Origin of the sequence: Pseudomonas sp. B21-051 (genome assembly GCF_024748795.1) — a bacterium.
Classification (GTDB): Bacteria; Pseudomonadota; Gammaproteobacteria; order Pseudomonadales; family Pseudomonadaceae; genus Aquipseudomonas; species Aquipseudomonas putida_A.
Genome location: NZ_CP087166.1, coordinates 711,357 through 723,762 on the forward strand (window position 1 = coordinate 711,357; position 12,406 = coordinate 723,762).

A 12,406-nucleotide genomic window follows, 5' to 3' on the forward strand; every position below is an offset into this window, starting at 1 on the left:
CTTCGTTGGGCTTTTTCGAGGTTTGTTTTCTCTCTGTGTCGCGACGGCTCATGTCGTCGTGATGCATTCGCTTGGCTAAAAAAAGGAAATTGCATTGAGCATTATGGATGAAGTCACGATGGGCAGTGTGTTCGCCGATCTTGTTGCGCGAACTGAATTGGAGTCCGTCAGCGGTAGCCTTGGAGAGGCTTCTTTGCGCTACTACGACGGGGCCGCTGCGGCCACCAGTCTTCCGGAACAACTGATAGCGATCAGATTGCTCAAGGACACGATTGAATCAACACAGCTGGACGCCGCGAATGCTCAGGTCAAAACGCTGCGCCTGAAACTGGGTGACTACGATCGCCGCCTGACCGCCACTGTGGCGATGCTCTCCGCTGGCAAACCGATACCGCGCATCATGCATTTCGTCTGGGTGGGTGGCAGTGAGGTCGGGCCGAATCAGCGCGACTACATGAACATCTGGCGCAAAGTGCTGGCGTCGCAGGGATATGCATTCAATCTCTGGTACGACAGTGACGCGCTGCTGGCCTTTGAAATGAATCGGGTGATTCTCGACAGTGCCCGTGCGGACACGATGAAGGTATTAAAGGACGAAAAGATAACCCCGACGGGACTGTCGAGAATGATCGAAGACCGCGCCCGGGTACTCAAGCAGCAGATGTTCGACCACTTGAAGCAGCCACGCTGGGCCGGGCGTGCGGACGAGGCGCGGATCGACCTGATGGTGCGCGGTTATGGCAAGGACCGTGCGACGCTCGAAGCCTTCCGCCAGAAATGTCTGGATTCGCATCAGGCCATGGCGGGTGAGGACTTGCGCCTGCGCGATGTTCGCCAGGAGTTTGCCAGTCATTTTCTGGCTGACGTCTACCAGCGCGAAGTCGCCATGCGCGGCAACTTTGCCGCTGCCAGTGATGTGGTGAGACTGCAGGCCGAGTTTCTCGAGGGCGGGCGTTACAGCGACATGGATTATTTGCCACCGCTGATCGAGAAGCCGGGTGGCGTGGATATCAGTGGTTTCAGTGAAAGCGCGAAGATCGGTGTTCTGCAGTTACTGCTCAACCATGACGATGCCTTGATGCCAGGGCGGGATCGGCAACGCTATGTCGACAGAACCGGACAGATTCCCGCCGAACATCTCGAGGCACTGAGCGCATTCGCCCGGAGCAAACCGGGTGTGGAGCAGATTTTTGCTGCACCGGTGCCAACGTCTTTGCCCCAGGATGCTATTGGGCGCGGTGCGGCCAAGAACAATCCGTTGGAGGCTGAAATGAACGCTCATATTCTGGCTCACCCTGGCAGCGGCATGGTCAATTCGAGCATGCACTTGATCCGGGCGAACTATGACTGCCTGTATGAGGTTGAGCGCCGCATGAGCCTCGCAGGCGTGTCGCCATCAGATTACGAGTCATTCCTTCACGTTATTGTTGAAGTCGTTTCCGAAGCACAGGCTGATGGGAGATTGCCAAAGTCATCATCTGACTATCGACCACATAGACTCATAGAAGCCATCGCCGGTTATTACCAGGACGGGATTCGTCTCGAAGCCTTGGGCACCATCGACATGACCGGACCAGGCGCGCTTGAAGGCGGTGTGGTCGGCTATTTCGAAAGAGACCTGCAGCATGAGCAACTGCCCACGATTCGCAAATATCTGAAGCAGGTCGAGGGCTTCAACGTCTTCACCGAAGAGGAGATGATCTCCGGTTGGGCAGTGAAAGGCACCCCCGAAGACTGGCTGGCAAAAGAACATGAGCGGTGGAACTCGGGCAAGCTCAAGTCGCGCTACGCCGGCAATCTGGCCGATTTGCTGAAAGAGCGGACCCTCACGTTCAAGCTGGGCTGGCCGGTCATCGAAGGCAAACCGGTGTTGCTGACCTCGGTCCTGCAGCAGCTGCTGGAGGATCTCGGTGAGCCGTTTGTGCGAGCAATGAATGACCGATTGACGGGTGATGTTACGTTCAACGCCCCCATCCGCCTTGATTTTGATACCCGACAGCAGATGCTGAACCAGTCGATCGACGTTGTTCCGACGTCCATCGGGGCCGAGTCACTGGGTAACCTCAACGAGGCCTTGGCGCGCATCGCCGCAGGCAAGTTGCCACTGGATCAGTTAAGCCCGTTGCACCGGGTGATGTTTGGTGGCCTGTTTGGTGCCGCAACACTGGATCAGACCGGGTTCGCAGACGCATGGGCAACCACGGTCGCCTTTGCCGAAGATACGCGCGACCGTGGCCTGGTCGCGCGCTACGAAGTGATCGAACAGACACTGCTCAGTCGCGATCCTGCCCCGGTCGGGGCACGAGTCTCTGCGGCGGATCGCGAATCGCTCGGACAGAACTCCAGGCTGCTGAAGGCGCAGGCGTTTGCCGAGCCGATCAGCGTACGGCAATGGCGTGAGTACGTGAATCGGGTCGAAATCGCCGCCGTGAATGAGCGCCGGGCGTCGATCCTTGCGCGAGGTGCGGCCGTGCGCGAGGCATTCTTCGAGGCGGGCGCACACACTGCCAGACAACTGCCACAGGATTTGTTGTTGCGCGGCGCGGGGGATCCGGGCCGACGCTGCTATCCATTGGCGCTGGTGATGGCCGCCGCGCTGGAAAAAGGCGCTTCGGCCGAGCGTGCGCTGATCGGCAAACTGGCGATTGCCAACCTCACTCCCGGCGTACCGCAAGCCCATGCCCTGCTCAAGGTGCTGGACGAGTTGCGTGGCGTACCCATGGCGCGATTCGGCGAGAAGAGACCGGCGGCGAATCTGGCCGCTGTGATGCAGGCGCTGGAAGCGAAAACCGCTGCCGGCAGCCTGTTGCTCAACACAGACAATCATTCGATGCTGGTGAGCAAGGTTGTGGCGCAAGGCGAGACATCCTATCGCTTCTATGATCCCAACTTCGGGCTGTATGCGTTCGCCCGGATCGAGGATCTGCAACAAGGCGTCCAGCGCTTCATGCAGGAGCAAGTGATTGCCAGGCTTTATGGTCTGGAGCAGGGGGCTGCCAGCGTTTTCGAGGTTATCGAACTCGACGGCGCGAGCATTGCCGGTAAATCCCTGCCCTCGGATATCCGCGTTGAGCATTTGCTCAGCAGTGACCCGCTGGGCGGCGGGCGTGCCGTCGAACCCTGGAGTCAGCATGCCGACTTGCGCGCGCGCTCCCTGTCAGAGAACGCGCGTCTGGGACAGGCGCTGAGCAGTGTGGACAGCCACAAGTGGGCGCGGACGATCGAAAGCGCGACCCTGCGGTTACAGGACCAGCATCAACTGTCTCGTGATTTCGTTCCGGTGTTCGACTCCCTGAAGAGCACTGCGCAAGGGCGCAGCGAAATCACCATGGTCAGTGCCAGTGATCCGCAGCGCACACGCACAGTGCAGACCGATGACACGCGCTTGCCAGGGATCAAGTCTTACCTGAGCGATACGTTTGAAGCGTTGTCCGGCAGACGCGCGGGGTCGCCCGTGATCGATCCGACGGATGTCGGTGCGGTGCACACGCTCAACGCCGGATTTGCCATTCAAGCCCTGCTGCTCGGGTTGCAGAACGCGGAGTCCGGGATGGGGTCGACCGCGTTGACGTCGGCAGTGCGTATCCACGGTTACCTGGCCTACGCGCAGATGGCTCACGGGCTGGTGGTCGACGCAGTACAACTGCTGAATCTGGTGCGTCATGCCTTTACCGACGGTTTGCGGGTGGCCAAAACCACCTCGTCGATTGTCAGTAATGCATTGGGCAACGTCTTGAACGAAGGTGTCGGCACCGTTTTGCAGTTGGCCAGCATCGGCTTCGACATTTATCTGTTGGTCAATGCCCAAAACGATATCCAGCGTGCGGTCTATGCCACGCAGCTGGCCTTCGATTCAGCTGGGCTGGCGCTGGGTGTTGGCGCTTTGGGTGCCGGTGTTGCCGGTGCGGGCACGGCGGCGGCCTTCCTCGGCGGCGCCGGGGTGATTCTGGGCGGGCTGGCGGTGGGCATCGGCGCACTGGTCGAGGGCTTCAGTGCCAGGGCGGAGCGTGGAAGGCGGATCGGCCGGTATCTGAATGATGTACACGCGGCCTATCGACCGCAAAGCCATTCGGTACAAGGCGATAGCTACATTGCCAATCCCTGTGCGGTTTACACCGGGCTCGATTTGCGCAAAGGGCTCATTACCTTCGGTCACCACAGAATTTTCGCAGCGGACGATTACTCCGATCTGCATCCGCCGAAGATTGTTGGGGATCGCAGCAAGGCTTTCAGCGTTCGAGAGGCACTCGACCTTCGCGGCACGATTTCCTTGGATACGGGAGCGGGGATTGAGAGCGTTGTGCTGCCGAGTTTGCCGGAATGTTTCCTGGGCTACGAGTTTGGTGGCCTGCCCTTTGCGACAACGCTTGAAGAAGACCTGGAAACGGCTCTGGCACTGGAGCACGACAGGGAAGGCAAGCGGCAATTCTGGTTCACTTTTTACCGGGTGCCGACCGGATACATCATCGAAAAAATGGTGCCCAACTACGAGGAAACCCGCGTCAGTGTTGCGATTGGCCCTGATCAGCGTTTTCTGCACGTCCCCCCATTGCCGCAGGAGGTGCACGGTTACCTTTGCTATGACATCGATGCCACTGGCGGGCACTGCTCAATCACCCTGGCCGAGGGCGTCAAGTCATTGCGCCTGCAAGTTGCGCCCGAGCATACGATGACATGGTCACTGCGTGCCCCATGGGTGAGCGCGGCGACGGTGAAGCTTGACCAGGATACTTTTCAGTTGGGCTCGATGCGGGTGCAGGTGCCCGCCAGGAGTGTCGTATATCTGCAACTCGAGGAGGGTTTCTATCAGGTGGGTTGGGCAACGGGAGCGCTGCTCTTTGCAGAATTCGACGCGCTCAACGATGCCGATGGACCCGCAACACGCAAGCATCTGCGTGAGCTCGCCCGCGCCCATCGCCTGGCCGATGGCCCGACGGTCGTCCGCAACTATCACGATGCCTTGACGGGCGTTCGTACCACTGCCTGGTACGATCACACCGAAGATGCCTTGCACCTGGTGCGCGGACTGGACCCACAGTATGCGGCGGAGATCTGCATGGGACCGACGATCGGCGAGGAGATGTTTTACTACTGCCCGGTGCAGGGAATCATCTGGCGTACGGATCTGCTCACCGGACAGATCAAGCGCACTTATCGGGTGATGAGAACACATTCGTGGGGCAACGCCTGCATTGTTGCGATTCAGGAAACGCCAGAGGGTTTGCTGCAGGTGGTTCAGCGCTTTGAAGATCAATGGAAAAGGTTTTACAAGATCACTTACCTGCTCGGTGAAGACTCCCTTGCCATAACCGCGATTTCCGATACGAATACTGACCAGCCAAACCCCGTACGCGAAGGTCGCGACAATGTTCGGGAGTTCCTCGAACAGCACATGAACCGGCACCATGAGCCGATTGATGAAAAGAGGGTGGAATTCACACTGGGTGCAGTGATTACGCTCGATTCCTTCGACGAGGATTTACGCAAAGTCACCCGAGCCTGGGTGCGCAACGAAGATGGGCGCTTCATTCGACCTGTGCTGCGCGATGTGGAAGGCACGCCGGACTTTCTTGATTGCGTTCTACTTGATCCGCTTCAATCGACCGGCGATACGGTGTTGTTTCATCATCTGGGCCATCGCCAGGTTTATCGACAGCACATCGACGCAGCGGATCAGGTGCCCGGGGCATTTGCGCAAAGTGTCTTGCCGCTTGAGGTGCAGCATGTTCACCGCCAGGGCGGGCAATACGTCCTCCTCACTGATGACGGCACGCTGTTTCAGATGCGTGCTGACGGCGAGGCGCGTCTGCTGGGACTCAATCAGGCATGGCTGTCGGCCCGGCAGCAGCGCAGTGTCGGCGGATTCGAGTGGTGGGAAACGGTAGCGACCAACATTCAGAACTGGTCCGCCGAAAGCGTGGAAGTCGGGGGTATCAGCGACGCAACCGGCAAGACACCGCTCTATGTTGTCTATCTGGATCAGCAATTCCTGATCGCCGACACAGCGGGTAAAGCCATGCGCGTGTTGAGGCTGACGCCTGACAAAAAAGTGGCGTGGATGATGGACTGGGCAACCGGTCGAATCTATCGTCAGCCGTTCATGGCACCTGAAAGCCTGGCGGCGGCATTCGGTTCGGGGACACGTCTGCTGCAGGAGCACTTGCTGGCCCCGATGCAGCGAGTCATGCCGCGGCACACTTTTGCCTGGGCCGTGCCCCATGCATCAGGTCTGCGCGCCCGCCGGCATGACCATGTGTTGTTCGACCTGTTCGAAGGTGAACCGCCGCGTATCGTCGGCGTCGAAGTCGAGTTTTTCAACGGCGTGGACTCCCTTCAGGCACAGGAGGAAAAGCTGGCGCGATTGCTTGCAGGTCAGCACAGCGCTCCTTACCTGACGGCGGGCAGAAGTGATGGGCTTTGCCGCTGGTATGACGTCGCTGCCGGTCGTCTGCTCAGCGCCACGGTGTCAGGCCGTGACTGGCCACAATATCTGGGCGTGGCGAACGGTCAGACCCTGGTGCTGCATGACCCTTTAACGGGCCAATTGTTCAGCAACTCCGGTGAAGACGTTACGCGCATTGACGCATGGATGACTGTGGAAGGGGTCAGCCGGGTTGCAGATACGCTGGTTATCGATGGCATCAAGTCAACCGGCAAGGTTGCGCCAATTCCGGATGGAATCGATACGTTGGTCCTGCGTTTTGCGCAATCCGCCTCCTACCTTTCGCTCGACCGCCAGACCTGGGACAGCCTTGACTGCCTGATTGTCGACCTCGACTTTCCCGACGCGGCAAAGATCTATCTGGCGCTGACACTGGAGCCGATGCAGCGGTGGCTGGTCTCGATGTCCGGCGGGCACTTGCTGCTGACGGATCCCGATTCGGGAGGCAGCATCATCATGCGTAATGCCGCGAGCGTGGATGCGGCACGGCAACAGCAGGTGACACTCGGTATTGCGTTACCTGACGAAATCTCGGTGACCGTTAGCCTGGAGGAGCTGATGAGTGCGATAGCCACGGAAACCCTGCTGGAACTCGGCGCGCTGATCGGTCTGTCCATCGACCAGTAAGCCATTGCGAGCTGGCAGATCAGACCGGGCTGCGGAGATTGTCCTCCGCAGCCCTTTTTCGTTCAGGACACCAGGTAGCCCTTGATCCCGGTAAAGATGATTTGCGCCGCCAGTGCGCAGACGAAAAGGCCCATCAGCCGGCTGACGATCTGCAGGCCCTGATCACCGAGAACCCGTTCGATGTGATTGGACAGATACAGCACCACCCCTACGGTGAAACTGGCCAGAGTGATGCTCATGATCGCGGTCAGCTTGTCGTCCCAATGCGGCTGGCTGACGCCCATCACCAGCAGGGCGCCGATGGTGCCCGGCCCGACGGTCAGTGGGATGGTCAGCGGGACGATCGTCACGTCCTGCTGCACGTTGTCACTCTGCACGACCGGCTTGCCCTGAGCCATGCCCAATGCCGAGATGAACAGCACGCTGCCGGCACCGATGCGGAATGCGTCCGCAGTGATCCCGAATACATCGAAAATCACCCTTCCGAACAGGTACAGCAAGACGCTGGAGACCAGGGTGGCAATCGCCACTTTCCAGGCCAGGCGTCGCTGTTCCTTGCGCGAATAGCCACGGGTCAGGCTGATGAAGCAGGACAACACGAAGAACGGGCTGTAGAGCACCAGCATCTTCAGGTAAACGCTGAATAACACGTGGAGCATGAGGGCGACTCGCATCCGGAGAGTGATGACGGCGAGTCTATCAGTCGGTTAGTTGCTTGTGTGTGTGCAGAAGATTCTGCGCGAGGCAGTCGGTTTTTCGTTTTCTGTTTGATAGTTGTTTTGTGTGATGTTGTTAGTTATATCTTGTTTGCTGGGTAAGATGTTACAGATTTGAGTTTGTAGTGCTGGGCTTGTTTGTTTATTGTTTTCTTGCAAGTTCAAGAGGGGCTTGTCTACTAATTAATAAGGACTTTTGTTGTGCATAGCCAAATCGTTAATGAGCTTTATATCTCTTCCTGTATTAACGCGATTGAAGCCTGTGATGTGGGTCAGCCGGTATTTCGCTCTCGTGGCCTGTTGGCTATAGGGGACGAAATCGAGGCACCTTCGAAAGGCTCTATTGTCGGCGAAGCCACAATGGGTTTTTCTGGCAAACTTTCGGATCAGAACAAGTCGGATGCCCAGAACGCTCTTCTGTTCGCCACACGTGCAGCGAACAAGCTATACCCCGAAGAGCATCAGGGCGTGGAATGGTATAAGCGGTTCCGTGAGGTGATGACCCTCGCTGGCTGGACGCCTGTCGATCAGTACTACAATAACCTCGGTGTCGAAGGCACCAGTGTGCGGATGGACAAGCTGGTACTCGAGATTCTGGCTTCCGTGCTGGCTAATGTCGCACTGCCAGGGCCAACCAGCGTTCTGATGCTGAACGTAGCGGGTGATGCAATCTCGGCCCTGCAAAAACGGGACACTGCTGCCTTGACCGCTTATGAGCGCAATTTGCTCGACCACGGCGTGGGTGGCATCTCGACCGGAGCGTGTGTCGAACTCGACGGTGAGGCAATCATGGCGCTGGGAACGGTGCGTTTTCTGCGCAAGAACACCTCTACCAAAGTGATGTTCGTGGATGTCGATGTTCGTAATGTAAGTTTGTATCGAGCTCAAACTTTCTTTGCCAAAAATACCGACGTCGCCAACGCAGTGCGTGAGACGATCAAGAAGAAGCTGGTGGGTATTGATCAGATTGAAGATATTGATATCAGCTAAATCGGAAAAAGCAGTCGAAGGTCGACTGCTTTTTTTTGGGGGGGCGATTATATGAATTGCAAATATTCCGTTTTGATCGTTGCGGGTGCCGTTGTACTGATTCCGCCGGCAGACAAACCGGAACGCTATCAGGATTTAATAAACTCTCTGTTGTTGGCGCAACTGGCGGCCAACAAGAAACTTGAGAAAAATCCGGGTATTGGCTGGTATGACGTCTACATGGAATTTCTGGACAAATATTGGCTGCGACATTTCAGAGCACGGTTGGATCTGTCCGTCCCACAGGGTAACAGCGAGTCTGTCGTTGACTGGGTGGTCGCTCCTGAGTTCGGGGATGCTGGGGAGCAATGTGTCGTTGCGAACGCAGTCATGCGTCAACTGGCTGCACTTTCCGCAAGCGAGCCGGCACTAGAGCTGCTGCGAGGCTACATGCAGAAAAGCGCCAGCGAGGTATCGACGGATCAGTCAGATGTCTCCATGACTGTGCGGCTGTTGGCGGTCGAGGCGCACTCGCCGATGTCGATGAGCAGCGTCTACATCGAGTTTGAGACTGGACGGTTTCTCGCTGACAACCCTTTGGCCGAGCTATTCCAGGCTGAGGATATTCGCGGCAGTGTTTGCAGACGCTCTGCCGGCGCCAATTTGTCCGAAACGCTTTATGGACCGGTTCGTGCAGCCATCGCCCTGAAAGTCCAGGACAGGCTTGAAGCTAACGTGGCGTTGTTGAGGCTGACTGAAGACGTTTCAGCCGAAGAGAACGGCGCAGCCGATTGAGTCACGCTCGAACGGGCGTGGTACACCTGCTTAAAAGGTCGAGGCCGTACGGTTCTGCTGATCGCGCTGGGCTACCCAGTGTTCGATCAGCTCGCGCAGTTGCGACAGTTCCACCGGTTTGGCCATGTGGCCATCCATCCCGGCCTGACGCGCGCGTTCCTTGTGTTCGGCGAGGATGTGCGCGGTCAGCGCGACGATCGGCGTGCGTATGCGCTGATTGCTGACCTCCCACGCCCGTAGCTGCTGGGTCGCCGAGAAGCCATCGAGGATCGGCATTTCGCAGTCCATCAGCACCAGATCGTAACGCTGGGCCTTCATCGCCTGCAGGGCTTCTTCGCCGTTGCTGGCGGTGTCCGGTTGCAGGTTGAGTTTGCCGAGCATGCCGCGAATCACTTTGGTCGAAATCGTGTTGTCTTCGGCGACGAGAATGCGGAAATCGCTCGGCACCCTGGCCGCCGTCGCGGGGGTGACCACTTGCGGCTGGAACACCACCTGACCTTTATTGCGCTGGTTCAACTCGTCGGCCAGCGTAGTCTTGAGCGTGTAGCCGGCCACCGGTTTGGCGAGGATGCGTTTGATCCCGGAGTTGCGCGCGATGATCTTGCTCGGCGCGTTACTGATGCCGGTGAGCATGATTAAAAGGATGTCGTGATTGAGACTCGGGTCTTCCTTTATCTTGGCCGCCAGTTGCATGCCGGTCATGCCGGGCATGTTCTGGTCCAGCAGCACCACATCGAAGTAGTCGCGCAGGTGCGCCTTGGTGCGCAGCAGCGCCAGCGCTTCCTTGCCCGATGGCACGGCGCTGACGTTCAGGCCCCAGGCGCTGCATTGCTGCACCAGCACCTTGCGACAAGTGTCGTTGTCGTCCACCACCAGTACGCGCGCACCTTGCAACGGGCCGTCGAGGTCGGAGGTCGGGTGTTCGAGGCGATCCGGGTCCAGGGGCAAGGTCAGCCACAAGGTGCTGCCCTGACTGGTGCCGCTCTTGATCCCGAACTCTCCGTGCATCAGGCGGATCAGTTGCCGGGCAATCACCAGCCCGAGGTTGCCGCCCAGGCGATTGGCCGAGAGGAAGTGTTTGCTGTGCAGTTCGGCGTGCAGCAACGCATCGCGCTCTTCCGGCTCCATCGGCTGGCCGCTGTCCTGCACGGCGATGCGCAGGCGCGGTTTGACGCTGCGCTCGTCGAGGGCGACGACGATCAGCACTTCGCCTTCGTCGGTTTTCTTCAGGGCGTTTTCCAGCAGGCTCAGCAGGGTCTGACGCAAGCGGGTCGGGTCGCCGCTGATGACGCGCGGCACTTGCGGCTGGATGAAGCTGATCAGCTCGACGTTCTGCTGTTCGGCCTTGGCCCGGTAGATGCTCAGGCAATCGTCGATCAGCGCGTTGAGGTCGAACTGCACATCGTCCAGTTCGATCTGTCCGGATTCGAGCTTGGAAATGTCGAGAATCTCGTTGATCAACGTCAGCAGTTCGTTGCCGGCACTGTGGATGGTTTGCACGTAATCGCGTTGCTTGACCGACAGTGGCGTACCCAGCAGCAGCTCGGTCATGCCCAGCACGCCGTTCATCGGGGTGCGGATTTCGTGGCTGATCTTGGCGAGGAATTCGGCTTTGGCGTTGATCTCGGCGTTGCTTGCGGCGAGGTCGCGGCTGATGCTGAAGCGACTTTCGGTAATGCTGCGCTGGCGTTCACCCAAGGCGATGCTCATCAGCAGGCCACTGATGCAGATGAAGCCCATCAGGGTCATGATCAGGCCTTGCGGCGCCACCAGGGTCAGCCCCAGGAGGGCCGGCAAAATAATCAGCGTGCCGATGTTGAACACCACCATCCCGGCAACGAACAGCCGCGCCGGACGGTAGCCCTTCTGCCAGTGATAGAAGCCGACCAGCAACATGCTCAGACCGGCCAGCGCCACCAGCGCGTAGGTGATGATGTTCAGCGGCAGGGTGTTGACGAACAACAGCAGCAGACTGCAGATCACAATGAACAGAATGTCGCCCAGCAACAGTTTGTTCAGCGGGTGCGGGCCGAGCGGGGCGAAGAAGCGCAGGGCGAACATCAGCCCGGCCGGGGCGGTCAGCAGCAACGCCAGATAGGCGCCCGGGGTCTGGATCGCGTGCCAGTTCGGCAACCACGGGCCGGCGAGGTTGAGCAACAGCAACAGACTCAGGCCCAGCAGCCCTTCGCAGACCGCCAGCCACAGGCTGCTGCGCGAGCGGGAGTAGGCGTAGCGCACGATGTTGTGCAGCAGCAACATGCCGAGGCAGCCGAACAGCAGACCGAAGATCAGCGTCTGGTTCTGGTTGGCGGCACTCATCACCGCCGATTGCAGGGTGATGTGCGGGCGCAGTTGATGGTCGGAAACCATCCGCAGATAAACATCGAGGGACTTGTCGCTTTGCGGCAGCGGCAGCAGGAAGTCGCTGCTCGGCAGTGGCCGCTCGACCTGTGGCTGCTGGGTGCCGGAGGTGCGTTGCTCGATCAGCTTGTCGCCGTCCAGCACGTAGAGGCTGAGGTTGGACAGGTCCGGGGCGAAGATTCGCAGCACTTGCTCGTGCTTGCCTGGTGCCAGTTTGAAACGCAGCCAGAGTGCGCCATCGGGCTCGGCCGCCGTGAGGCGATCAAGTTCGATAGGACTGAATTGATTGGTGTAGCGAGCCGAGCGGATGTCGCTCAGTTGCAGATTACCCTGATCGTCGAGCAATACCGACCAGCCACTGCCTTGCGCGGCCAGAGCCGGAAGCATGCAGAGCAAGGTCAGCAACGTGACGGTGAAGCTTATGGCAATCCTGAGCCAGCGCACGGCGAAATCCCTTCGTAGGTTGATGCCAGAATATAACGATGCGCGGCGGCGG

General features: G+C 58.8%; 5 protein-coding genes. 3 read left to right on the plus strand and 2 right to left on the minus strand.

Going from position 1 to position 12,406, the window contains the following annotated elements:
* The first annotated feature begins 103 nt into the window (after positions 1 to 103).
* Complete coding sequence (locus tag LOY52_RS03095; RefSeq protein WP_258679822.1) at positions 104 to 7,069, plus strand: TcdA/TcdB pore-forming domain-containing protein; 6,966 nt, start codon at positions 104 to 106, stop codon at positions 7,067 to 7,069.
* A 62-nt stretch (positions 7,070 to 7,131) separates the two neighbouring features.
* On the opposite strand, the gene LOY52_RS03100 is transcribed toward LOY52_RS03095, so the two are convergent.
* Positions 7,132 to 7,728 (minus strand): MarC family protein, encoded by a 597-nt coding sequence (locus tag LOY52_RS03100; protein WP_007961956.1) that lies wholly within the window; start codon positions 7,726 to 7,728, stop codon positions 7,132 to 7,134.
* A gap of 258 nt (positions 7,729 to 7,986) precedes the next feature.
* Between LOY52_RS03100 and LOY52_RS03105 the strand changes: the two genes are divergently transcribed.
* Both LOY52_RS03105 and LOY52_RS03110 read left to right on the plus strand, forming a co-directional pair.
* A complete protein-coding gene (locus tag LOY52_RS03105) occupies positions 7,987 to 8,775 on the plus strand; it encodes a hypothetical protein (RefSeq protein ID WP_258678149.1) in 789 nt (262 codons plus the stop codon).
* Between the two features lie 51 nt (positions 8,776 to 8,826).
* Positions 8,827 to 9,549, plus strand: a complete 723-nt coding sequence (locus LOY52_RS03110) for a hypothetical protein (RefSeq protein WP_258678150.1) — start codon at positions 8,827 to 8,829, stop codon at positions 9,547 to 9,549.
* A 30-nt stretch (positions 9,550 to 9,579) separates the two neighbouring features.
* On the opposite strand, the gene LOY52_RS03115 is transcribed toward LOY52_RS03110, so the two are convergent.
* Entirely contained in the window at positions 9,580 to 12,354 is a 2,775-nt protein-coding gene (locus LOY52_RS03115) for a hybrid sensor histidine kinase/response regulator (RefSeq protein ID WP_258678151.1), read from the minus strand.
* Positions 12,355 to 12,406 lie beyond the last annotated feature (52 nt).